This window comes from Pantoea sp. S-LA4 (assembly GCF_054482835.1).
The window spans coordinates 1,628,992-1,651,240 of sequence record NZ_JBTLRC010000002.1; the positions used below are offsets into that span (position 1 = coordinate 1,628,992).

General features: G+C 59.2%; 20 protein-coding genes. 7 read left to right on the forward strand and 13 right to left on the reverse strand.

Annotated elements, in window-relative coordinates; genetic code table 11:
* Nucleotides 1-13: 13 nt before the first annotated feature.
* The 13 genes from ACX3P5_RS08480 to ACX3P5_RS08540 all read right to left on the reverse strand — a co-directional run bounded on the left by ACX3P5_RS08480 (nt 14) and on the right by ACX3P5_RS08540 (nt 14,634).
* Nucleotides 14-1,039: a HoxN/HupN/NixA family nickel/cobalt transporter gene (locus ACX3P5_RS08480; RefSeq protein ID WP_458968553.1), complete on the reverse strand. Its 1,026-nt coding sequence runs from the start codon at nt 1,037-1,039 to the stop codon at nt 14-16.
* The gene (hypF, locus tag ACX3P5_RS08485) at nt 1,026-3,362 is read right to left on the reverse strand and encodes a carbamoyltransferase HypF (RefSeq protein WP_458968554.1); all 2,337 of its coding nucleotides are present in this window, start codon (nt 3,360-3,362) and stop codon (nt 1,026-1,028) included. The genes ACX3P5_RS08480 and hypF overlap by 14 nt, the downstream gene beginning before the upstream one ends.
* A gap of 129 nt (nt 3,363-3,491) precedes the next feature.
* A complete protein-coding gene (gene fdhF, locus ACX3P5_RS08490; RefSeq protein WP_233984356.1) occupies nt 3,492-5,663 on the reverse strand; it encodes a formate dehydrogenase subunit alpha in 2,172 nt (723 codons plus the stop codon).
* A 23-nt stretch (nt 5,664-5,686) separates the two neighbouring features.
* Nucleotides 5,687-6,232 carry an electron transport protein HydN gene (gene hydN / locus ACX3P5_RS08495; RefSeq protein WP_233984355.1) on the reverse strand — a complete coding sequence of 182 codons (546 nt, stop codon included), beginning with the start codon at nt 6,230-6,232 and terminating at the stop codon, nt 5,687-5,689.
* A gap of 214 nt (nt 6,233-6,446) precedes the next feature.
* Nucleotides 6,447-6,932, reverse strand: coding sequence for a hydrogenase maturation peptidase HycI (gene hycI / locus ACX3P5_RS08500; RefSeq protein ID WP_458968555.1), 486 nt, complete (start codon nt 6,930-6,932; stop codon nt 6,447-6,449).
* On the reverse strand, nt 6,925-7,404 hold the full coding sequence (hycH, locus tag ACX3P5_RS08505) for a formate hydrogenlyase maturation protein HycH (RefSeq protein ID WP_458968556.1): 480 nt from the start codon (nt 7,402-7,404) through the stop codon (nt 6,925-6,927). The genes hycI and hycH overlap by 8 nt, the downstream gene beginning before the upstream one ends.
* Nucleotides 7,404-8,201, reverse strand: coding sequence for an NADH-quinone oxidoreductase subunit B family protein (locus ACX3P5_RS08510; RefSeq protein ID WP_458968557.1), 798 nt, complete (start codon nt 8,199-8,201; stop codon nt 7,404-7,406). Before ACX3P5_RS08510 ends, hycH begins: the two co-directional genes overlap by 1 nt.
* Nucleotides 8,201-8,755: a formate hydrogenlyase complex iron-sulfur subunit gene (locus ACX3P5_RS08515; protein ID WP_458968558.1), complete on the reverse strand. Its 555-nt coding sequence runs from the start codon at nt 8,753-8,755 to the stop codon at nt 8,201-8,203. Before ACX3P5_RS08515 ends, ACX3P5_RS08510 begins: the two co-directional genes overlap by 1 nt.
* A 13-nt stretch (nt 8,756-8,768) precedes the next feature.
* On the reverse strand, nt 8,769-10,493 hold the full coding sequence (locus ACX3P5_RS08520; RefSeq protein WP_233984350.1) for a hydrogenase large subunit: 1,725 nt from the start codon (nt 10,491-10,493) through the stop codon (nt 8,769-8,771).
* Between the two features lie 43 nt (nt 10,494-10,536).
* Nucleotides 10,537-11,490, reverse strand: coding sequence for a respiratory chain complex I subunit 1 family protein (locus tag ACX3P5_RS08525; protein WP_458968559.1), 954 nt, complete (start codon nt 11,488-11,490; stop codon nt 10,537-10,539).
* A 10-nt stretch (nt 11,491-11,500) separates the two neighbouring features.
* Entirely contained in the window at nt 11,501-13,405 is a 1,905-nt protein-coding gene (locus tag ACX3P5_RS08530; RefSeq protein WP_458968560.1) for a proton-conducting transporter transmembrane domain-containing protein, read from the reverse strand.
* Nucleotides 13,402-14,013, reverse strand: a complete 612-nt coding sequence (locus tag ACX3P5_RS08535) for a 4Fe-4S dicluster domain-containing protein (protein ID WP_458969175.1) — start codon at nt 14,011-14,013, stop codon at nt 13,402-13,404. Before ACX3P5_RS08535 ends, ACX3P5_RS08530 begins: the two co-directional genes overlap by 4 nt.
* A 153-nt stretch (nt 14,014-14,166) precedes the next feature.
* Nucleotides 14,167-14,634, reverse strand: coding sequence for a formate hydrogenlyase regulator HycA (locus ACX3P5_RS08540; RefSeq protein WP_233984347.1), 468 nt, complete (start codon nt 14,632-14,634; stop codon nt 14,167-14,169).
* Nucleotides 14,635-14,989: 355 nt separating this feature from the next.
* Here ACX3P5_RS08540 and hypA point away from each other — a divergent pair, with 355 nt between their 5' ends.
* The 7 genes from hypA to ACX3P5_RS08575 all read left to right on the forward strand — a co-directional run bounded on the left by hypA (nt 14,990) and on the right by ACX3P5_RS08575 (nt 22,241).
* Nucleotides 14,990-15,334: a hydrogenase maturation nickel metallochaperone HypA gene (hypA, locus tag ACX3P5_RS08545; RefSeq protein ID WP_336755197.1), complete on the forward strand. Its 345-nt coding sequence runs from the start codon at nt 14,990-14,992 to the stop codon at nt 15,332-15,334.
* Between the two features lie 30 nt (nt 15,335-15,364).
* Entirely contained in the window at nt 15,365-16,144 is a 780-nt protein-coding gene (hypB, locus tag ACX3P5_RS08550; protein WP_458968561.1) for a hydrogenase nickel incorporation protein HypB, read from the forward strand.
* Nucleotides 16,135-16,413 carry a HypC/HybG/HupF family hydrogenase formation chaperone gene (gene hypC, locus ACX3P5_RS08555; protein ID WP_233984345.1) on the forward strand — a complete coding sequence of 93 codons (279 nt, stop codon included), beginning with the start codon at nt 16,135-16,137 and terminating at the stop codon, nt 16,411-16,413. The genes hypB and hypC overlap by 10 nt, the downstream gene beginning before the upstream one ends.
* Nucleotides 16,413-17,585 carry a hydrogenase formation protein HypD gene (gene hypD / locus ACX3P5_RS08560; protein WP_458968562.1) on the forward strand — a complete coding sequence of 391 codons (1,173 nt, stop codon included), beginning with the start codon at nt 16,413-16,415 and terminating at the stop codon, nt 17,583-17,585. The genes hypC and hypD overlap by 1 nt, the downstream gene beginning before the upstream one ends.
* The gene (gene hypE, locus ACX3P5_RS08565) at nt 17,578-18,600 is read left to right on the forward strand and encodes a hydrogenase expression/formation protein HypE (protein ID WP_458968563.1); all 1,023 of its coding nucleotides are present in this window, start codon (nt 17,578-17,580) and stop codon (nt 18,598-18,600) included. The genes hypD and hypE overlap by 8 nt, the downstream gene beginning before the upstream one ends.
* Before the next feature lie 119 nt (nt 18,601-18,719).
* A complete protein-coding gene (gene flhA, locus ACX3P5_RS08570) occupies nt 18,720-20,807 on the forward strand; it encodes a formate hydrogenlyase transcriptional activator FlhA (protein ID WP_458968564.1) in 2,088 nt (695 codons plus the stop codon).
* 453 nt (nt 20,808-21,260) lie between these two features.
* Nucleotides 21,261-22,241, forward strand: coding sequence for a 6-phosphofructokinase (locus tag ACX3P5_RS08575; protein WP_233988176.1), 981 nt, complete (start codon nt 21,261-21,263; stop codon nt 22,239-22,241).
* The last annotated feature ends 8 nt before the right edge of the window (nt 22,242-22,249 follow it).

A 22,249-nucleotide genomic window follows, 5' to 3' on the forward strand; every position in this document is an offset into this window, starting at 1 on the left:
GGACCGGCAGCGGTTAACTGACCAGACGATCATATCCTTTGCGGCGATAATTCAGCGCAGAGAGCGCCCAGAACACCACAAAAGCCCCCTCCGCAACGTAGCCCACACTGCCCATATTGTCGTTCAGCTGGCCGACGGTCGCCCACAGCCCGCCATGTAAATCCAGCTTATCTGCCATCAGCCCGAGCGCTTCCAGCCCGCCGATAAACAGCGCGATCACCACGCTGGTGGCGGTAATGGTGATGTTGTAATAGAGCTTGCGCACCGGCTTATTAAAAGCCCAGCCGTATGCGCCGACCATCACGAAGTTATCCAGTGAATCCACCAGCGCCATGCCGCTGGCAAACAGCGCCGGGAACACCAGAATGCTCCACACCGACATCCCGGAAGAGGCACCCGCCGCCGACATGCCCAGCAGACCAATTTCAGTCGCGGTATCAAAACCCAGTCCGAACAAAAAACCGACCAGATACATCTGCCAGCTTCGGTTCACCAGATTAAACGCAAACCTGAATATCCGGCTCATGATCCCACCTTGCAGTTCCTCCAGCGCCACCTGCCGCTCAGGGATTTTACCCTGTTTGACCCGCTGAAAGCGGCGACAGACATCGCGCAGGATCAGCGCATTCAGCAGCGCCATCAGCAGCAGGAACAGGGCCGAAATCAGCGTGCCGAGGGTGCCACCATAATCATGCAGCCAGCCGATGTTATGGCCGGACATCAGCGCGGTAGCGGCAATCGCCACGCAGGCCAGCACCACGATGGTTGAGTGGCCGAGAGAGAAAAAAGCGCCGACGGCCACCGGCTGCTGACCCTGCTGCATCAGTTTGCGCGTCACGTTATCAATCGCCGCGATGTGATCGGCATCGACGGCGTGGCGCAGACCATAACCGTAAGCCAGCAGCGCGGCCGCGATCAGCGCCGCGTTGTGCTGAAACAGCAGCAGCGCCCAGCCCCAGCTGAGTAAATTAACCGCCACCAGACCGGTTAACAGCCAGCAGGCGCGACGATGGGTGTGAAAAAAATCACGCTTTATCATGGAGATCCTTGTCAGTAAACGAAATGTCACAATGCTGAAGGCGGGCGCAGGCGATAACCGCCTGGCCCAGCGCCAGTCCGCCGTCTCCGGCAGGGAACTGTTGCGGCATCAGCACGCGAAGCGGTGCCAGATAGTGCGGCAAAAGCTGACGCAGCAGCCGGTTGTGCAGCACGCCTCCGCCCAGCGCCACGGTATTGCAGCCCGATCGCCGCGCCTGATAATGGGCGAGGGCGGCAAAGCCCTGCGCCAGGGCGTCATGAAAGGCAAACGCGCGTTCGGCGGAGGATGTCCGCCACGCCAGCCACTGTTGCCAGAAGCGGGCCAGATCCAGTCGGATGCCCTGCGGGGTCTGCCGCAACGGCAGCGTGACCGGATGCCTCGCGCCTTGTGCCTGTCGCGCCAGCGTCTCCAGACGGCAGGCCGCTTCACCTTCCCAGCTCAGGGTGGCGGGCGCGCAGCCGAGGGCGGCAGCAACGGCATCAAACAGACGGCCACAGGAGGAGGCGAGCGGCGCGTTGACGCCGGCGCGGATGGCTCTGGAGAGCGGCTGCCACGGATGTGCTGACAGCGCCTGTGCATCGGGATGCGTCTGCCAGTCCGGCACAAACGCCTGCCACTGCGCCAGTAAGTTACGCCAGGGCTGACGGGCGGCACGGTCACCTCCCGGCAGCGCGACAGCTGGTAATCCGCCTGCATGTTCACAATGCCGATAGTCGGCCAGCACACATTCTCCGCCCCACAGCGCCCCATCTTCACCGTAGCCGAGACCGTCCAGCGCCAGTCCCACCACTGTCCCGCCGTCCAGCGGCCACTGATGTTCTGCCAGACAGGCGGCGATGTGGGCGTGATGGTGAAACACCTCAATTTTGCTGATGGCGAGGCGCTGTGCCTGCGCCTGGCTGACCGAGCCGGGATGCGCATCACAGACCACGTAGTGCGGCGTGCAGTCATAAAGCTGCTGAAAATGGGCGATCGCCTGCTGCTGCTGGGCGGCAATATCGCTATAGCTGACTGAACCAAAATGCGGGCTGAGAATGGCCTGCTTACCCGGTACCAGGCAGAAGGTGTTTTTCAGGTCACCGCCCAGCGCCAGCAGCGGCGGCGGGCGATCAAATCCGGCGGGCAGCGGCAGGGCGTCCGGTACGTAACCGCGCGCCCGGCGTAACACTTCCGTTCCCGCTGGCGTCGCACGCACCAGCGAATCATCGGCGCGCTGCACGATATCCCGGTTATGCAGCAGCCACAGGTCGGCGATCGCCGCGAGCTGACAGCGGCCCGCCTCATTGGTAAGCGGTGGTGCCGCGTCGCTGATATTGCCGGAGGTCATCACCAGCGGCGTCTGACAGGCCTGCATTAACAGATGATGCAGGGGCGTAAAGGGCAGCATCAGCCCGACCTCATCCAGTCCGGGCGCAATCGCGGCGCACAGCGGTGACGTCGCGCTGTGCGGAGTCAGCACAATCGGCGCGGCAGATGAAGTCAGCAGCGTACGCCGCTCAGGCTGCGCGCCGCTATCACCGCCTTCATCGCTGCACCGCATCAGCCAGCTGATATCCGGCAGCATCACCGCCAGCGGCTTCGACGGTCGCCGTTTGCGTTGCCGCAGACGCATCACCGCTGCCTGCTGCGTGGCGTCACAGGCCAGATGAAAACCACCGAGCCCTTTAATGGCAACGATGTTGCCGGCCCGGAGTGCCCGCGCGGCCCGCGCTATGGCTGCTGCATCCTGCGCCAGCAGATCGCCATTCTGTAACGTCGCACTGACGCGAGGGCCGCAGTGCGGACACGCGACCGGCTGCGCGTGAAAGCGCCGATCGGCGGGATTCTGATACTCCTGCTGACAGGCCGGACAGAGAGTGAAGGCGGCCATGCTGGTAAAAGGGCGATCGTAAGGCATGGCGCGGATCAGCGTAAAACGCGGGCCGCAGTGGGTACAGTTGGTGAAGGCGTAGCCAAACCGGCGATCGTCCGTGCTCGCCATCTCCTGCAGACAAGCCGGACAGGTTGCCGCATCGGGCACCACCTGGGTATTCATCCGGCTGCGACGGCTGTCAGCGATCGTGAAGTTTTGCGGCGACGTCTGCCAGTCGAAAGGTTCCACACTCAGGCTATCGATACGCGCCAGCGACGGACAGTCGCGTGCTATCTGTGCTAACAAGGCGTCGATGTTAAGCGGTTGCAGCAGCCTGACTTCCACACCGGCGCTGTCGTTGCTGACCTCACCGCGCAGCTGCAACTGGCTGGCCAGCTGCCAGATAAAAGGCCGGAAGCCGACGCCCTGAACTTTACCGCTAATGCGGATGCGTAAGCCGGAAGCAGACATGAACGGCGACTCCTTTTTTTCAGTTTCGCGCGGCAGACCGGCTGAGCGGTTTTGCCAGCCGGATACCGGGCGTTGCGCCTTGACCGCGACCCGCACGAAACGGGCCGCGACTCAGCAGGCTGGTCAGCATCAGACCGCGACGATCGGGATCACATCTTCCACCGCGCTGCGCAGGCGCGCTTTCATATCACTGTAGGTCTGATGAGCGTAGTTTTCGGCCCAGCGCTGATCGGCAATCTGCTCGACGTTGACCGCACAGTATTTGGTCTCTGGCGTTTTGGAGATCGGATCAAGATTATCCTGCGTCAGTTCATTACAGGCGCCGATCCACCACTGATAGGTCATGTAGACCGCACCGACGTTGATACGCTCGTTGTAGTTGACGCGTGAGATCACCTTGCCGCGCCGTGAAGCGACCCATACCAGCTGCTGATCGCCGATATTCAGCGCCTGCGCATCAGCCGGATTCATCTGCACAAAGCCCGGTTCGTCGGCCAGCGTCTGCAAGGCGGCACAGTTACCGGTCATTGATCGGCAGGAGTAGTGACCGACCTCGCGCACGGTGCAGAGCACCAGCGGATAGTCGCCGTCGGGCAGTTCAGCCGGTGCGCGCCACGGCGCGGCAAACAGCTGACCTTTACCGGTAGGGGTGTCGAAGTGATTGTCAGCGTAGAGCCAGGGCGTGCCTGGGCTTTCAAGCGTGGTGCAGGGCCACTGAACGTGTCCCAGTTCACCCATTTTTTCGTAAGTGACGCCGTAAAACAGCGGGCAGAGGCTGCGCATTTCGTCCCAGATTTGCTGGTTATCCTGGTACTGCATCGGATAACCCATCTGGGTCGCCAGCAGGCTGATGATCTCCCAGTCGCGTTTGACGTTATATTTCGGTTCGATGGCTTTCTCAAAGCGCTGGAATCCCCGGTCGGCGCAGGAAAAGACGCCGCCGTGTTCGCCCCACGAGGTCGCCGGTAGAATGACGTCGGCCTGCTCCGCGGTTTTGGTCATGAAGATATCCTGCACTACCACAAATTCCAGGGCCTCAAAGCCTTTACGTACCAGCCCCAGGTCAGCTTCGGTCTGTAACGGGTCCTCGCCCATGATGTAATAGGCTTTGACCTTGCCTTCCAGCGCCAGATGCGGAATTTCGGTGATGCGGTAACCGATTTCGGCATCCATCTGATCCACATCAATGCCCCAGGCTGCGGCGAATTTCGCCCGAATCTTCGGATCGGTGACCGACTGATAGCCGGGAAATTCGTTCGGCAGTACGCCCATATCACAGGCACCCTGCACATTATTTTGTCCGCGCACCGGGCCGACGCCGACGTTGGCCCGGCCAAGATTGCCGGTGAGTAAGGCCAGGCCCGCCAGGCCTTTCACCACATCAACCGCCTGACCAAACTGGGTAACGCCCATGCCCCACATGATGGTGGCAGACGGGGCGGCGGCGTAGGTGCGCATCGCCTGACGGATTTGCCGGGCGGAGACGCCGGTCTGCTCCTCTACGGCTTCCGGGGAGTAGCTGGCGACATTTTTACGGTATTCCTCAAAGCCTTCGGTGTACTTCGCCACATAGTCGTGGTCATACAGATCTTCCTCGATCAGCACATGGGCAAAGGCATTGACCAGCGCCATGTTGCAGCCGTTTTTGATTTGCAGGTGCTGATCGGCAATCCGGGCGGTTTCGATGCGGCGCGGATCGCAGACGATGATCTGCGCCCCTTTTTCTTTGGCTTTGATCACCCGACGGGCGACGATGGGATGCGAGTCTGCGCAGTTATAGCCGATCACCAGCAGGCATTTTGAGTTTTCGATATCACCGATGGAGTTACTCATCGCGCCGTTACCCAGCGTGGCCTGCAATCCTGATACTGAGGGTCCGTGGCAGACGCGGGCACAACAATCGACGTTGTTGGTGCCGATCACCGCGCGGGCAAATTTCTGCATCACAAAGTTGGTTTCATTGCCGGTGCCGCGTGACGATCCGGTGGTCATGATGGCGCGCGGGCCATGTTTTTGTTTGATCGCCGCCAGGCGCTGCGCGGTGTAGCGGATGGCTTCATCCCAGCTGACGGCTTCAAATTTACCGCCTTTTTCACGGCGAATCAGCGGCTGGGTCAGCCGCGGCGTGAGCAGTTTGGTGTCATTGAGAAAATCCCAGCCGTAGTAACCTTTCAGGCACAATTCGCCCTGATTGGTGACGCCATTCGCCGCTTCCGCGCGGATGATTTTTCCATTATCGACAACCAGGTTCAATTTACATCCAGCCCCGCAATAGGGGCAGACGGTCGTGACTTTATTCATAAGAGGGTTTCCTTAATCCGGGGTTAAAACAGCAGCGGAGAGGGGCTGTCGAGCGCCGCACGGCGGCGTTTTTCTGCGTTCATTTCCTGCAACTGGTTGCGATCAATGGCGAATAGCGCCTTGGTCGGGCAGGTTTGCATACAGGCCGGGCCGTCCGGGCGGGTGTGGCACAGGTCGCATTTGTGCGCCTCGGCTTTATCTGAGGTGGCGACCATCGCTGCCCCGTTCTGACGGAAAACGGGTCGGGTGATCACCTCCATCGCGCCGTAGGGACAGGCGACCACGCAGGTTTTACAACCGATACAGCGTTCCTGCATCACCTGCACATGATCGGCGGCGCGAAGAATGGCACCGTTCGGACAGACATTGGCACAGGGCGCATCTTCACACTGGCGGCACATCACCGGCGTACTGAGATTGACGCCTTTGATAACGTGCAGACGCGGTGCGAAGGTAACGGCGTTAAGCTGTGAAATATCCTGCGATTCACTGTGCGCCATCACACAGGCTATTTCACAGGTGCGGCAGCCGATGCATTTTTTCGGGTCGGCGATAATAAACCGGTTCATCTGAATCTCCTGATTGGGGATTTCGTCTGACGCCGGATCACACCGGCCTGACGAGAGGGCTGTAGGGGTAATACATAAAGCGTGCCAGCTTGCAGATTTAATTTTTTTACTTTTTATTCAGTGGGTTATATCGGCTGTCGTCGGAAGTGACGAAACCGGCTGCTGACGTCAGCCGGGTTTCGTCATCATTCCGACAGTTATGACGACGCCGTTGTCAGGCGCCTGCCGCCCGGAAAGGGGCGATTCCCAGCCCCTGTTCCAGCGCAGGCAGCCGCTGATGCAGATCGATAACGGCCCGCTCAACAGCGGCGCTGATCGGGTAGTAAAAGGCCACCACGTCGGGCTGAATGCCGACAAAGGTGATAGCCGGAATATCGCTGCGCAGTTGCTGAATCAGAAAGCTCAGCGGCAGGTTGTGGGTGGTCATCATGAACAGGTAGGCAATATCCTCTTCGTCGATAAGACGCATCTCGCCCGCTGCCAGTCCCATATCGGTGGCATCAACGATCACCAGATGCTGCGGGCGCAGTTCACGTAAATACCCGATATCGTTTTCCGGGGCCGCGCCGCCGTCCACCACCGTCCAGCCGGGCAGCGGATGTTCAGCGCACCGCTCCGCCAGGCGCGGACCGGCACCGTCATCGCCCATCATGCTGTTTCCGACACACAGCAGCGCGTAACGCGAGGTGAAATCAGGCATCGTATCTCCGGACCATCAGGTAGAGGGCGGGGTCGTGTTCAATCCGGGTCAGCAGGGCGATGAGCCGATCGCTCCAGCCCTGCTGCAGGGCACTCATCTGCGGACGAGCCGCACGCAGCGCCAGCGCCAGCAAATGGGTATGCGTGCTGTCGATGGTGATCTCCCCGAAGCGCTGCACCCCAGCCAGTTTGTGCCGGGCTGCGCTGTTTACTGGCAGGCAATTTACCCACTGCTGATAGTCATCAAGCGGGCACTCAAGACGGGATTGCAGGCAGTCGATGACGCCCAGATGATGGCCGATCGCCAGGCTGTAATAGACCACCTCCTGTACCGGCTGCGCACTGCGCTGCTGCGCACTTTTCTCATCGACAAACTTGCTGCTCAGCGAATAGAAAACCACTTTGTTTTTGTGCGGCTGATGACCGGCCACCGGCTGATGGCGCGCGAAGCGCTGATCGTTATCCGTGCGCATTACAGGCGTACCTCGCCACGCTGAACCTGCTGATAGATCTGCTGCAGCTGGCCGATGATTTCGTTAAGACGCGGATCGCCCTGTTGTTCAAGGTACGCCGACAGGCGCTGGTCCACCGGCTGAGCGCCCTGCGCCGTCATCAGCGCCATAAACCGATCGGCAATCTGGCGGCCATAACGGTAACCGGCCATCCGGCGCGCTTCGCGATCCAGCAGTACCCGCAGCGGCTGCGGCAGTCCGGGATGTAATAACGCGGCCGGTTCGGCCGCCAGCACATGATGGGGCTCCGCTTTGATTTTCTGGTCCAGCAGGCCCAGCGCCAGCGCAAACCCGTAAATTGTCGCGGCTGGCGTTGGCGGGCAGCCAGGAATATAGACATCGACCGGTACGATTTTGTCAGTGCCGCCCCAGACGCAGTAGAGGTCATGGAAAATGCCGCCGCTGTTTCCGCAGGCGCCGTAGGAGATGCAGATTTTCGGGTCCGGCGCGCTGTCCCAGGCACGCAGCGCCGGTATCCGCATGGCGCGGGTTACGGCACCGGTAAACAGCAGAATGTCAGCGTGGCGGGGCGAGGGCACCACTTTGATGCCAAAGCGTTCAGCATCGAACAGCGGCGAAATGGCAGCAAAAATCTCAATTTCGCAGCCGTTACAGCCGCCGCAGTCCACGCGGTAGACATAGGCTGAACGGCGGATACTGTTCAGTAAGGTGGATTTCAGTCGGGCGATACTCTGGTCCAGCGTGATCGGCTGTGGCAGACCATTTTCGTCGCGGGGCGCAATCGGCAGTTGACTCATCAGTGGGCCTCCCCGATCAAATGGCGACCGATATCAATCCGGTCACTGGCGCAAATCCTGAGCCGCTGTTTGCATTCCGGGCAGGTTTCATACTGCTGACGCCGGTCAGCCAGCTGCTGGTCACTCAGCGCGGCGCTCTCCTGTAACAGACTCAGCGCGAAATCGATCTCCTTCTGGACCGCATAAGGTTTACCGCAGCCCCGGCAGCGGCAGATCGGGAAGTCAGCGCTCTCGAACAGATCCTCTTTGCGCCACACCGCCAGTTCAAACTCTGACGAGAGCCGGATGGCGGCGGTCGGGCAGACCTCTTCGCAGCGGGCGCAGAAAATGCAGCGGCCGAGAAACAGCTGCCAGCGGAGGGATGCGCCATCGTCCGCCGTGGTCATGGTCAGCGCATTTGACGGACAGGCGTTGGCGCAGGCCCCACAGCCGACACACTGCTGGGCGTTGTATTGCGGTTTGCCGCGAAAATTTGCGGCCAGATCCAGCGGCTTAAACGGATAAGCTACCGTCACGGTCCCGGTTTTGAGCACTTTTTTAATCAGTTTCAGCATGATGCGCGGCTCCTCAAAGCGGCGAATTTTTACGTTCGATGCCGTAACGCTCGATCTCTTTATACGGCACGACGATCGTGGTTTTCTTGCGCACATCGACCACCGTCATGCGGTCGGTGCAGGAGTAACAGGGATCGAGGCTGCCGATAATCAGCGGGGCATCAGAGACCGTGTTGCCGCGCAGCATGTAGCGCAGCGTCGGCCAGTTGGCATAGGTCGCCGCCCGGCAGCGCCAGCGAAACAGTTTCTGGTTGTCGCCGGTCATGCTCCAGTGGATGTCATCACCGCGCGGCGCTTCCGCGAAGCCGAGGGCAAAACGGTGTGGAATATAGGTAAACCCGTCAACCGCCAGCGGACCACCGGGCAGGCTTTGCAGACCGAACTCGATCATATTCAGGGCGTTAAACACCTCATGAATCCGCACCTTCAGGCGGGAATAGACGTCGTTACCGGTTTCGCTGCAGAGCTCGAACGGCAGTTTCGCGTAGCTGGCGTAGGGATGATCCTGGCGCATATCACGGCGGTGGCCGCTGCCGCGCACCATCGGCCCGACGTTAGCGAAATCACGCGCAACCTGCGGGTCGAGAATGCCGACGCCGATGCTGCGCTGGCGGGTATTTGGCGTGCTGAGCAGGATATCGACCAGCTGGTTAAGCTCCTGGCGCATACTGGCCGCCAGCGCCAGCGTGGCGATCATGTCGTCTTTGAGAATGTCACGGCGGATGCCGCCGATCAGATTCATGCCGTAGGTTTTTCGCGCGCCGGTCAGGATTTCCGCCATCTTCATCGACTGTTCACGCACGCGAAAAAACTGCATGAATCCGGAATCAAAACCGACAAAGTGACAGGCCAGCCCGAGGTTCAGTAAATGGCTATGCAGGCGTTCAACTTCGAGCAGAATCGAACGGATCATCTGGGCGCGCTCCGGCACCACAATGCCCATCGCGTTTTCCACCGAGGAGGTGTACGCGACGCTGTGGGTGAAGCCGCAGATGCCGCAGACCCGATCTGACAGAAAGGTCACTTCGTTGTAGCCCATGCGGGTTTCAGCCAGTTTTTCCATGCCGCGATGGACGTAGAACAGGCGGTAGTCGGCGTCGATAATATCTTCACCATCGACGAACAGCCGAAAATGTCCCGGTTCATCTGAGGTGACGTGTAGCGGGCCGATCGGCACAATTTTATTGCCTGCTCTGGTTTCAGAGATAAACGGGTAGGTTTCTTCGTCGGTGGTCGGGGCGGGACGCTGACGGTAATCCATCGCATCTTTCCGCAGCGGATAGAGATCGTCCGGCCAGTCATCCGGCAACACCAGTCGCCGTTCGTCCGGCAAGCCGACCGGTCGTAAACCGTACATATCCCGGACCTCACGTTCACCCCAGACCGCCGCCGGCACGCGCGGGGTGACGGAAGGAAACTCCAGTGACACCGGGTCCACTTCGGCACGCACGGTAATCCAGCACTTCACGCCTTTTTCCATCGACAGCACGTAATAGAGCGCGTAGTTGCCGCACAGCGTGCGTTCGTCATTGCCAAACAGCACCGACAGCCAGCCGCCCTGCTGGTAGCAGAGCCATTCGACCACTTCCGGTAGCCAGTTGAGCCTGATGGTGACCGTTACCTGCGTATCGGTCTGCCATTCACTGCCTGAAAGTGCCGACGGAAACTGCTGCGCCAGCGCGGCCAGATACTCTTTGCCGACCGGGTTTTGATTTAATGCGCTACTGAACTCATTCATGACAAAGCCTCTTCCCGCCGCAGCGGGAGCAGAAAAGGGGGGATCAGCCTGTGACCAGCCAGGAAACCAGCGCCAGAAACGCCAGCCCGAAGCCTGCCCAGGTGGTTCGGGAGGTTTTAAGAAAGCGCAGACGCGCCACGCTGTTCTCGATCAGTGCCACCACCAACAGCGCGATCAGCAGTTTCGCCACACAGGCGATGACGGCAATCAGCAACGCCAGCGGCGTCAGCTGTTGTGCCATCCCGAACGGGAAAAACAGGCCGAGGAACAGCTGTAACACCACCAGCTGTTTCAGGCTGATGCCGAGTTTCAGCACGCCCAGCGCGGCACCGGAATATTCAGTCAGCGGACCTTCCTGCAGTTCCTGTTCGGCTTCGGCCATGTCAAACGGCAGCTTGCCCAGCTCGATATAGCAGGCAAAGGCGCAGGCCAGCGCGGCCAGCATCAGGGTTAACGACGAGGAGAGCGGCCAGTGCAGCACCCGGGCGGCTATCGCGCTGAGCGAAGTGGAACCGGCGACCAGCGCCGCCACCCACAGCCCAAGCAGCAAAATCGGCTCCACCAGCACGCCAAGCACGGCTTCACGGCTGGCACCGATGCCGGTGAACGGGCTGCCGGTATCCAGCCCGGCAAGGGCAAAGACCAGCCGCACCACGGCAAACAGGTAAAGCACGGTGATGAGATCGCCTGCCGCACCCATCGGCGATGCCAGCGTCACCATCGGTAGCGCGCTGGCGATGGTCAGCAGTCCGCCGATCAGCAGACAGGGCATACTGCGAAACGCGATGCCCGCCGCGGCCGGTGCCACGCTCTGACGTTTAAGCAATTTGCCGAGGTCGCGGTACTCCTGTAACAGGCCTGGCCCTTGCCGGTTTTGCAGCCGGGCGCGCAGGACCCGGCTGAAGCCGGCAAACAGCGGTGCCAGCGCCAGCAACGCGATCGCCTGCAGCAGCGCCAGCGGCCATAACGATCCGGCAAACAGCAGTGAAGTTTTCATAGTCAGTTCCTCAGGCAACGGCTACCACCAGCAGCACGGCCAGTTCGATAAACGCCAGACGTCGGCAGAACGCCGCGAGCCAGCCACGATGCAGCGCAGCCACCAGCGGGGCGGGTGTCAGTTGCTGACGCAGGCGATAAAGCGGGGCAAACATCACGCGCAGCGGCTGGGCAAAACCGGTTGCGGTCACCACCATGTCGGCGGAATGCGCGTAGCCGCAGGCCCAGGCATCACCGCGTGTCCGGTTGGGCAGGCGCGGGCCGCGCAGCAGAGCGGCGATGATCCACGGCAGTAACGGCATCGCCAGCAGCAGCACAGCGATCATCGGCGCGGAGACCGCAGAAGAGGTGGAATAGGTCACGCCATGCCCGGCCGCCGCCAGCATCGGCAGATGCAGCACCGAGGCGGCCACGGCGGAGAAGTGCGGAACTATCCACGGCGAGGCGATGCCGCTCATCACGCACAACAGCGCCAGCAGGCTGCTGCTGAGCGTCATGGCCCGCGGCGCAGGGCTGGCCTCTGCCGCCGCCTGACTGCGCGCAACACCCAGACAGGTCACGCCGAACACTTTGGCAATACACATCAGCGCCAGCGCACCGGTCAGCGCCAGACCCACCGCCAGCAGTGGTCCGATCAGGCGTCCAATGATGGCGTGACTGGCGCTGAGCTGGAACAGTGACTGATAAAGCAGCCATTCACTGGCAAAGCCGTTCAGCGGTGGCAGCGCCGCCATCGACATCAGGGCGATCAGCATGGCGATGGCGGTAAACGGCATCCGACGGGCGATCCCGCCGAGCTTTTCCATATCCTGAATGCCGGTCTGCATTTCGATTTCACCGGCAGTCAGGAACAGCGCGGTTTTAAACAGTCCGTGATTAAACAGATGGAACAGGCCCGCCAGCAGCGCCAGCGAGGCCAGCTGCGGCAGATTTAGCGCCACACCGACCATCGCGCCGCCGATACCGAGCAGAATAATGCCGACGTTTTCCAGCGTGTGCCAGGCCAGCAGGCGGCGGATATCGTGCTCCATCAGGGCGTAGAGCCCGCCGAGAAAGGCGGTAAGCATCGCCAGCAGCAGCACCGTTATTCCCCACCAGAGTGGTGGCGCGCCCAGCAGGTCCAGACCGACTTTCACCAGGCCAATAATGCCGATTTTCATCAGCACCGCAGAGAACAGCGCGGCAACGTGAGCGGGCGCGCTGGCGTGCGACTGCGGTACCCAGGCGTGCAGCGGAATAATGCCGGCGTAGAGCCCGAAACCGGCCAGCGCCAGCAGGAATGCCACGGATTTCGTGCCTGCCGTCAGGGATGACTGGCGCAGCAGGTCGAAATCGAGACTGCCCGCGGCGTGATGCAGCAGCCCGAACGCCAGCAGCAGGCACAGCGTGCCGAGACGACCGGATAAATAGTGATTGAGACCGGCACGGCGGCTTTTAACATCATCGACCTGCACGATGATGAAATAGGCACACAGCGCAGCGATTTCCATCATCAGGATCAGCGCGACGGCATTGGCGGCAACCGTGGCGGCGGTCAGGGCCGCCAGCAACAGATTACACAGCAGACCAGTGCGGGCGCGACGCCGCCGATCGACCCGCGCCAGCCAGGCGCAGGCATAGAGGCTGCAGCACAGGGCGGTTACGGCGAGCGTCAGCAACAGCAGCGCATTCAGCGGGCTGAACGCCGCACGGTAAGGCAGCGGCGGCAGCGGCAGCGTCTGCGATGTGCCGCTGTTCAGCAGCTCAAGGGCGGCTAACGCTAGCGCGCCGGCGGCCACCATGCCGCCGATGCCGGAAATCAGGCTGCTGACTCGTGCCGCCGCCGCCAGTAACCCGCCAGCGAGGCCACTGCCAACAAACAGCAACAGCGCCAGCGTCACCAGCGCCGCCGGTGATAAAGCAAACAGTGACATCATGATCGGCTCTCTCCCTCAGGGGCACTCAGGGCGATCAGCCCGACCGGCAGCACGCTGATGGCATTCAGTCGTTTTTGCTGGCTGGCTTTTTCCGCCAGCTGCGCGGTAACCAGCGTGATCGCCTGGGTCGGACAGGTTCTGATGCAGGCCGGACCCTCGGAACTGAAGCTGCACAAATCGCACTTCACCGCCACCGCGCGCAGCCCCGGCACGCAATCGAGAAACGGGCTGACGGCACGCGGCGGCAGCGGAGCCGGCAGCGCTTTGGCGCTGTTGCAGTCGCGCGGAATTGCCAGCGGAGCACTGCCGGAAAAGCTGATTGCCCCGAACGGGCAGGCGATACCGCACAGCTTGCAGCTCACACAGAGGCTTTCATTGAGATGAATCGCGTGGTTTTCGCGGCGGATGGCATTGACCGGGCAGACCTGGGCACAGGGCGCGTCTTCACACTGGTGGCACATCACCGGCGCGGAATCGAGCCGGTTACGCATCACCTGCAAACGGGGCGCGGATTGTAAACCGTGGCGCTGGTGTTCCTGTGAACAGCTGGCCATACAGGTATTGCAGCCGATACACCGTTTCGGGTCAGCGATAATATATTGATTCATGGCAGCGTTAACGCTCATGAAGTCTCCTGTTAATTTCGTCAAAGCTGACGAAATCGTCACTTAAATCGACATTTATGTCAGAATGATTCGCGCACACGACCGGCAATAAAAGCCCTTACGGTTTTAACCACAAAGTTAAAAGCCGAAACAGGTTCAGCGACGAATGAATAATTGTTCCAGCTGGGAATAGACCGGCTGGTCATTTTTTAATGCGTCAAAAATACACTGATAGAGCCCCGATATTTTATTGAGGTAGTGTTCCAGTACCGCGTTTTTATCTTTTATATCCACGGTGCGATCGACCCAGCCTTCTTCACTCAGCGAGGCCTCGGTAAACGGCCTGAAGTCAGGTTGTTCGCCGTCGTGTGCCATGTTCAGGCTGTAGAGGATCTTCTGGCTGTAGAAGTCGTCGCTGAGATGAATGCTGACGCTAAAGTGGTTAAACAGCGTGAAGCGGACATCCTGCTGCTCCCCGCAGCTAAACTCATGATTTATCTTGCTGTTAAGCTGCGTGATGGCCTGTATCAGGCTGTTCTGATAGGTCCGCCATTGTGATTTCAGATGACCATTTTTGCAGGCGATGTAATCCGCCTTGCTGGTCAGTTCGCTGAGTGTGCTCATTGTCATTACCCGTCATTGAGTGGTGCGTTAATGCCTTTTTATCCCTCTGGCTGCCAGGGTGGCGATGAATAAAAAGGACAGCATTAACGCTCTCTAAGCATAAATCGGGCCAGCTTTTTACCGCATTGCTTAAATGAATGATTATCAGGCGATTACGGGCCTCATCAGCGTTATTCATTCTGCCAACCAAATAGCCGCAAGTGTCGATGGTCGCTATTTCGTCATTTATGTCGGAAAGAACGACATTATTCTGACAGAGGATTGGGCAGCTTTTTATTTCATTGCTTTTCCTGGCATCAATATTGCAAACGCCCGTTGGTGTCCGCTTTATTTAACGCCAGGCAGAGGAGGCGCAATGCATGAAATTACGCTGTGTCAGAACGCGGTAGAAATAATGCAACAGTTCGGGCAGCAACACTGCGCCAGCCGAATTACCGCAGTGTGGATCGAAATCGGCGCGCTCTCCTGCGTTGAGCCGGATGCGGTGCAATTCTGCTTTGCGCTGGCGTGCCGTGAAACGCTCGCCGAGGGCTGCACGCTGCATCTGGAAACGCCGGAGGCGGCAGGCTGGTGCCACCGCTGCCAGCAGGCCATCGGCTTACTCAGCCCTGGCGTGCTGCGCTGTCCGCATTGCGGCGGCCAGGATGTGCGGGTGGTGGCCGATAGCGGCATGAAAATCAAACGCATCGAAATTGAATAACCGGCAACACAGTTGCCTGGGGAGAACGCTATGTGCAGTACCTGTGGTTGCGCCAGCGGTGAACGGCGTATCGAAGGCGTCAGCCGCGACGATCGTCCCGGTCACGCCTTTTCGTCTGATCTTTCGGGTCATCATCCTTCTGGCCTGCCGTTTGCGCCGCGCCGGCTGGTGGATATCGAAATGGACGTGCTGGCGAAGAATAATCAGATTGCTGCGCACAACCGCGCGCACTTTGCCGCAGCGGGCATTCTGGCGCTGAATCTGGTCTCCAGCCCCGGCTCCGGTAAAACCACCTTGCTGACCCGCACGCTGGAGCAACTGGCAGCCCGCGTTGTCTGTACGGTGATTGAAGGTGACCAGCAAACCAGCCGCGATGCCGACCGCATCCGTGCCACGGGCGTGGCGGCGATTCAGGTCAACACCGGTAAAGGATGCCATCTGGACGCGCAGATGGTTCACGATGCGCTGCATCATCTGTCGCCCAGCCCGGGCAGCCTGCTGTTTATTGAGAATGTCGGCAACCTGGTCTGTCCGGCCAGTTTTGACCTTGGGGAACGCCACAAGGTGGCGCTGCTTTCGGTGACCGAAGGCGAAGACAAACCGCTCAAATATCCCGATATGTTTGCCGCTTCCCGGCTGATGATCCTGAATAAAATTGACCTGCTGCCTTATGTCAGTTTTGACGTCGACGCCTGCATCGCTTACGCCCGGCAGATCAATCCGCAGATTGAGGTGATCGCGCTCTCTGCCACCCGCGGCGCTGGCATGGCGGAGTGGCTGGCCTGGCTGGAGCAGCAGCGATGTGCATAGGCATTCCGGGACAGATTGTTGCCCTGCATGAGACGCGGATCGATCACGCGTGGGCCGAAGTCTGCGGCCTGCGTCGGGAAGTGAATATCGCGCTGGTCTGCGAAGGTGACCGCGAGGCGCTGATCGGTTGCTGGGTGTTAATCCATGTCGGGTTCGCGCTGAGCCGGCTTGATCAACAGGAAGCGCTGGAAACGCTGGCGGCGCTGCAGGCGATGGGGGAAGTCGAGGCTGATGTCGCGCTGTTTCTCACTGCGGGAGCCAAAAGCTAATGCGTTTTGTCGATGAATTTCGCGATCCGCAACTGGCGCAGGCGCTGGTTGAACGGCTGCATCAGCGGGCGGCGAGGCTGCCTTTTAGCCCCGACAAGCCGATGCAGATTATGGAAGTCTGTGGCGGACACACTCACGCTATTTTTAAATTCGGGCTGGATAAACTGCTGCCACCGCAGCTGGAATTTATCCACGGACCGGGCTGTCCGGTGTGCGTATTGCCGATGGGGCGCATTGATGCCTGCTGTGAAATTGCCGCCCATCCTGAAGTGATTTTCTGCACCTTTGGTGACGCCTTACGGGTGCCGGGTAAACAGGGATCGCTGGCGCAGGCGCGCGAGCGCGGCGCAGAAATCCGCGTGGTCTACTCGCCGATCGATGCGCTGCAGCTGGCACGGGAAAATCCGTCACGACAGGTGGTGTTTTTTGCGCTGGGGTTTGAAACCACGCTGCCGGTCACGGCTGTCACCCTGCAACAGGCGCGGCGAGAAGCGCTGACCAATTTCACGGTCTTCTGCCAGCACATCAGCCTGATGCCCACCTTACGCAGCCTGCTGTCACAGGAGGATGTGCGGATTGATGCCTTTCTGGCACCGGGTCACGTCAGCATGATCACCGGCACCGCGCCATACCGCTTCATCAATCAGACCTTTCACAAGCCGCTGGTGATCAGCGGCTTTGAGCCACTCGACATGCTGCAAAGCGTGCTGATGCTGGTGAACCAGGTTTGCGAGGGGGCCTGTAAAACCGAAAATCAGTACCGCCGCGTGGTGACGCAACAGGGTAACCTGCTGGCACAACAGGCGATGCGCGAGGTTTTTACGCTCTCCGGTAGCAGTGAGTGGCGCGGCCTGGGGCTGATCGAAACCTCGGCAATAGCCCTGACGCCAGCCTATGCCGCGTTTGATGCGGAACGGCGCTTTCGCCCGCAGGCGCAGCCGGTCGCGGACGATCCGCGCTGCCGGTGCGGTGAGGTTCTGACCGGGCGCTGCAGACCGCATCAGTGTCCGCTGTTTGGCAACGATTGTACGCCCCACAACGCCTTTGGGGCGCTGATGGTCTCTTCTGAAGGCGCGTGCGCGGCGTGGTATCAGTACCGGCATCAGGAAACGACCACGGCGGCAACACCGCAGCAACAGCTTCAGCAACAGAAGGCAGGCCTGAATGAGTAAGGATAACGAGGTTGTCACCCTGGCGCACGGCAGCGGGGGACGGGCGATGCAGCAGATGATTGAACAGATCTTCCTGCGGGCGTTCGACAATCCCTGGCTTAATCAGCAGGAAGATGGCGCGCGGTTGTCGCTGGCCAGCCTGAGCGCGCAGGGCGATCGGCTGGCGTTTACCACGGACAGCTACGTGATCGATCCGGTTTTTTTCCCTGGCGGCAATATCGGCAAGCTGGCGGTGTGCGGAACCGCCAACGATCTGGCGGTGAGCGGCGCAACACCGGCTTATCTCTCCTGCGGTTTTATTCTGGAGGAGGGCTTACCGCTCGCCGATTTGCAGCAGATCGTCAGCCTGATGGCGCAGACCGCGCGTGAGGCAGGCATCGCGATTGTCACCGGCGACACCAAAGTGGTGCAGCGCGGCGCGGCCGACAAAATTTTTATCAATACCGCCGGGATCGGGGTCATTCCGACGGCGGTTAACTGGTGTGCCAGCCAGATTAGCGCGGGCGATAAAGTGATCGTCAGCGGTACGCTGGGCGATCACGGCGCAGCAATCCTTAATCTGCGTGAAAAGCTGGGAATGGTGCTGGGGGTGGAGAGCGACTGCGCGGTGCTGGCACCGATGATTGCACCGCTGCGCGGGCTGAGCGGGGTTCATGCTCTGCGCGATGCGACGCGCGGTGGCATCAATGCCATTTTGCATGAGTTCAGCGCGGCCAGCGGATGCGGCTTCTGCATTGATGAGGATGCGCTGCCGGTTAAGCCAGCGGTGCGTGGCCTGGCAGAACTGCTGGGACTGGAACCGCTGAACTTCGCCAATGAAGGCAAAGTGGTGGTGGTGGTCTCTGCAGAGGCAGAAGAGCAGGCGCTTTCCCTGCTGCGCACGCATCCGCTGGGTGCTGATGCCGCAACCATAGGTGAAGTGACCCGGACGCCGCAGGTCTCTCTGCGCGGGACGCTGGGTGTTTCACGCCAGCTGATGTTGCCGCATTCGGAGCCATTACCTCGTATTTGTTGATCTCATCAGGGCGACGGCGGCGCGGAAAGCGGTAGACTTTTCAACGCGGTTCGCCCCCCAGGAACAACTTATTTCACTTAATTTCGATATCCAGAGCCAACGCTATGCAGAGTGCAACCATGAGCACCTCCCCACACCAGGGATTACTGGAACTGACACGTATGTTACTGCTTCAGCAGACCATGCCAGCGCTGCTGCAAGCCCTGAACCAGGTGATTCAGACCGCCGGTATGGCAGATAGCGTGTCGCTGGTGTTGTTCGACAACAACAGTGAGCGCGTCAGTTTTTACGGCCTCGACGCGCATCATCAGCCGATCAGTTATCAGGATCAAACCCTGCTGGCAACCGGCCCGGTGCAGGCATTGCGGAGTAATCCAAAAACCCAGGTCTGGCGCAGTGAAGCGCTGCACCTTCGCTATCCGCAACTGGCGGCACTGAATCTCTATCCGCCGTTTAGCGACTACTGTCTGGTGCCGCTGCTGGCCTCGTCCGGCTTGCTGGGCGGGTGTGAGTTTATCCGCCAGCAGGCCGCCCCGTTCAGTGAGGAGGAGGAGAACAGCCTGTATGAGCTCGCCACGCTGGCGGCGATTGCGGTCGGGCAGATTCAGCTGCGCGAAAACGCCTTACTGCAGCAATCCCTGCTGCGTCACGAGCGTGACGATTTTCGTATTCTGGTGGATATCACCAATGCGGTGCTGTCCAAATTAGATCTCGATGAGCTGACCGGCGAAATCGCCAAAACCATTCATCACTTCTTCCATATCAACGCCATCAGCATCGTGTTATGTGATGCCGGTCAGGAGAGCGAGCAGGCAAATGTTTACGCCACCCATTACCTGCAGGCCGATGTTGCGGAGCGTGAGCAATCGCGGATGACGCTGGCCGGCACGCTGGAGCAGCAGGTGATGAAAAGCGGCGAGATGCTGCTGACGCATCTGAAGCCAGAGGGAGAAACTGAAGAGCGAACGCTGTTCCATCTGCTGTGGCGCGATCAAACCAAAACGCTGTGCGTTCTGCCGCTACGCTTCGGGCATAAAACGCTGGGGGTGTTAAAGCTGGCGCGCTGTCAGCCCGATAATTTCAATTCCACCAACCTGCGGGTGCTGCAGCAGATCGCCGAGCGCATCGCCATCGCGGTGGATAATGCACTGGCCTATCAGGAAATCAAAAGCCTGAAAGAGAAGCTGCAGCATGAAAACCTCTATCTGACCGAGCAGATCAACAGCAACAATCCTGACTTCAGTGACATCGTCGGGCGCAGCCCCCGTATGTCAGCGGTGTTGAAACAGGTGGAGATCGTGGCGAAAAGCGACTGTTCGGTGCTGATCCTCGGTGAAACCGGCACCGGTAAAGAGCTGATCGCCCGGGCCATCCATAATCTCGGCGATCGCCGCGATCGTCGCATGGTAAAAATGAACTGTGCGGCAATGCCTGCCGGGCTGATGGAAAGCGATCTGTTTGGCCATGAGAAGGGCTCCTTTACCGGCGCAACGGCGCAAAGAATGGGGCGCTTTGAGCTGGCGGATCAGGGCACGCTGTTTCTCGATGAGGTCGGCGAGATCCCACTGGAGCTGCAACCGAAACTGCTGAGCATATTGCAGGAGCAGGAGTTTGAGCGGGTCGGCGGTAACAAACTGATCTCGGTGGATGTCCGCATGATCGCGGCCACAAACCGTGACCTGAAACAGATGGTCGCAGACAAAGAGTTTCGCAGCGACCTCTATTACCGGCTGAACGTCTTCCCGATTGTTATTCCGCCGTTACGTGAACGTCCGGAAGATATCCCGCAGCTGGTGAAGTTTCTGACCTACAAAATCGCCAAACGCATGAAGCGGACGATCGACAGTATTCCGGCCGAAACACTGCGTTTGCTGAGCCGGATGCCGTGGCCTGGAAATGTACGGGAGCTGGAAAATGTCATTGAGCGTGCGGTACTGCTGACGCGTGGAACGGTGCTGGAGATGCCGTTTGAAGAGTTTAATCAGCCCCTGATCTTCGCTGCACCAATCCTGCCATCCGGGGCGCCGTACTCCGCGCCCGTTTCCTCCCTGAGCGAAGAGGATGAACGTCAGCGAATTATTGCCATGCTGAAGGAGACGAACGGCGTCGTTGCCGGACCGCGCGGAGCCGCCGTGCGTCTGGGGCTGAAACGAACCACGCTGTTATCCAGAATGAAAAAAATGGGCATTGATGTGAACCCGTCATAGCGATAGCAGACGGCTGAACGTTTTAGCTGCTGACCTGAATCTTGCTGCTTTCTTCCCCGCGTTATCCTCTCATCGGTGAAATTAAAAACGCGCGCGCCGGGCGTTTTTAATTCACCTCTCCGTGGCCTGTCGGGTGAAAAACCTGGCCGAACCGGAAAAAATGAGGCGGAAATCACAAATCTGTAACGACATCACCCGGCGATTAACGCGGCCGGTGAACCCTTAGCCTGATTCCCGTCTGTCAAAGCCTTACCCCCTGATTTATTTAAGTTCTGTAAATCTCCGTCTCGACTTTAATTTGTGATCCAACTCACAAATAACCCGGTTAATTATCCGCTGTCAATCTCTTCACCAGAAATATACCGCGCGTAACTGTGATCTTCATTGCAAATAACAACCCCTTATCCCGGAACAATGAACGCCAGCACCAATTACGTCAGCGGGGTGAAAATGATGCGGATCGGAATGGTTATTAGCGGCGGCGATGTCAGCGGTATTAATAATTTTGTTTTCCAGCTCGGTCGTCTGGCTCAGGCGGAAATCGTGATATTCGATGGGGGTATTCCAGGCTTATTAGCGCATCAGCATCGTGATATTAGTCCGCGCGATCTGCTCGACTTTTCTATCGCCCCGATCCCGGTGATGCAATCGGGCCGGACGCAAAAAAAATTGTTGCGCAGCGAATATGAACTCATTGCCCGTCAATTGAAAAGTGCCCGCATTGATCTATTAATCATGGCGGGCGGGGATGGTTCATTGCAATTTCTGCATCATCTGTCGGAGTTCGGCGTGAATTGTTTTGGCGTCGGCATGACGATAGATAACGATGTCTTTGGCAGTGACTATACCCTCGGCTTTTCCACCGCCTGCGAGCAGGTCCTGAAGGAGGTGGCAAAACTGCGTAATACCGGACGTGCGCTGCCCGGACGGGTTTTTATGCTGGAGCTGCTCGGCGGCTATTGCGGCGAGCTAACTCTGCAGTCGGCCCTGAAATCCAACGCCGATTTTGCCCTGATCCCGGAGTGTCAGATCCCGCTGCCGCAGCTGGCCCAGCGTATCACTCAGCGGCTGGCGCAGCAGAACAGCGTGGTGATCCTCTGCTCAGAAGGTTACACCCGTGAATACTCGCCCGGTTTTCAGGGGGCGATCGATACCTTAATCAAACAGCTTGAACCGTTAATTGGTGTGCGTATCCGCAAAACCATTCTCGGTTACGGATTGCGTAATGGTGAACCGACCTGCGAGGAAATTTATCAGGGCACCATTATGGCCAGTGAAGTGGTTCGTTGTATTCAGTCGGGAATGCGTAATAAAGCCGTCATTATTAATGGCAGCAATAAACCGATTCCGATTGATTTAATAAGCATGCAAAAACGCCTGGTCGATACTGACGGGCATCATTACAAACTCGCTAAACAACTGAATATATTGTGAGGAGATAA

What these genes read in the sequence shown, in the direction of transcription:
- hypB (WP_458968561.1), top strand. Translation starts at nt 15,365, where the DNA reads ATGTGCAGTACCTGTGGTTGCGCCAGCGGTGAACGGCGTATCGAAGGC.
- ACX3P5_RS08575 (WP_233988176.1), top strand. Translation starts at nt 21,261, where the DNA reads ATGCGGATCGGAATGGTTATTAGCGGCGGCGATGTCAGCGGTATTAAT.
- fdhF (WP_233984356.1), bottom strand. Translation starts at nt 5,663, where the DNA reads ATGAATAAAGTCACGACCGTCTGCCCCTATTGCGGGGCTGGATGTAAA.
- ACX3P5_RS08525 (WP_458968559.1), bottom strand. Translation starts at nt 11,490, where the DNA reads ATGAAAACTTCACTGCTGTTTGCCGGATCGTTATGGCCGCTGGCGCTG.
- ACX3P5_RS08530 (WP_458968560.1), bottom strand. Translation starts at nt 13,405, where the DNA reads ATGATGTCACTGTTTGCTTTATCACCGGCGGCGCTGGTGACGCTGGCG.
- hypA (WP_336755197.1), top strand. Translation starts at nt 14,990, where the DNA reads ATGCATGAAATTACGCTGTGTCAGAACGCGGTAGAAATAATGCAACAG.
- flhA (WP_458968564.1), top strand. Translation starts at nt 18,720, where the DNA reads ATGAGCACCTCCCCACACCAGGGATTACTGGAACTGACACGTATGTTA.
- ACX3P5_RS08510 (WP_458968557.1), bottom strand. Translation starts at nt 8,201, where the DNA reads ATGAGTCAACTGCCGATTGCGCCCCGCGACGAAAATGGTCTGCCACAG.
- hycI (WP_458968555.1), bottom strand. Translation starts at nt 6,932, where the DNA reads ATGCCTGATTTCACCTCGCGTTACGCGCTGCTGTGTGTCGGAAACAGC.
- hypE (WP_458968563.1), top strand. Translation starts at nt 17,578, where the DNA reads ATGAGTAAGGATAACGAGGTTGTCACCCTGGCGCACGGCAGCGGGGGA.
- hydN (WP_233984355.1), bottom strand. Translation starts at nt 6,232, where the DNA reads ATGAACCGGTTTATTATCGCCGACCCGAAAAAATGCATCGGCTGCCGC.
- ACX3P5_RS08515 (WP_458968558.1), bottom strand. Translation starts at nt 8,755, where the DNA reads ATGCTGAAACTGATTAAAAAAGTGCTCAAAACCGGGACCGTGACGGTA.
- hypD (WP_458968562.1), top strand. Translation starts at nt 16,413, where the DNA reads ATGCGTTTTGTCGATGAATTTCGCGATCCGCAACTGGCGCAGGCGCTG.
- ACX3P5_RS08540 (WP_233984347.1), bottom strand. Translation starts at nt 14,634, where the DNA reads ATGAGCACACTCAGCGAACTGACCAGCAAGGCGGATTACATCGCCTGC.
- hycH (WP_458968556.1), bottom strand. Translation starts at nt 7,404, where the DNA reads ATGCGCACGGATAACGATCAGCGCTTCGCGCGCCATCAGCCGGTGGCC.
- ACX3P5_RS08480 (WP_458968553.1), bottom strand. Translation starts at nt 1,039, where the DNA reads ATGATAAAGCGTGATTTTTTTCACACCCATCGTCGCGCCTGCTGGCTG.
- ACX3P5_RS08535 (WP_458969175.1), bottom strand. Translation starts at nt 14,013, where the DNA reads ATGAATCAATATATTATCGCTGACCCGAAACGGTGTATCGGCTGCAAT.
- ACX3P5_RS08520 (WP_233984350.1), bottom strand. Translation starts at nt 10,493, where the DNA reads ATGAATGAGTTCAGTAGCGCATTAAATCAAAACCCGGTCGGCAAAGAG.
- hypC (WP_233984345.1), top strand. Translation starts at nt 16,135, where the DNA reads ATGTGCATAGGCATTCCGGGACAGATTGTTGCCCTGCATGAGACGCGG.
- hypF (WP_458968554.1), bottom strand. Translation starts at nt 3,362, where the DNA reads ATGTCTGCTTCCGGCTTACGCATCCGCATTAGCGGTAAAGTTCAGGGC.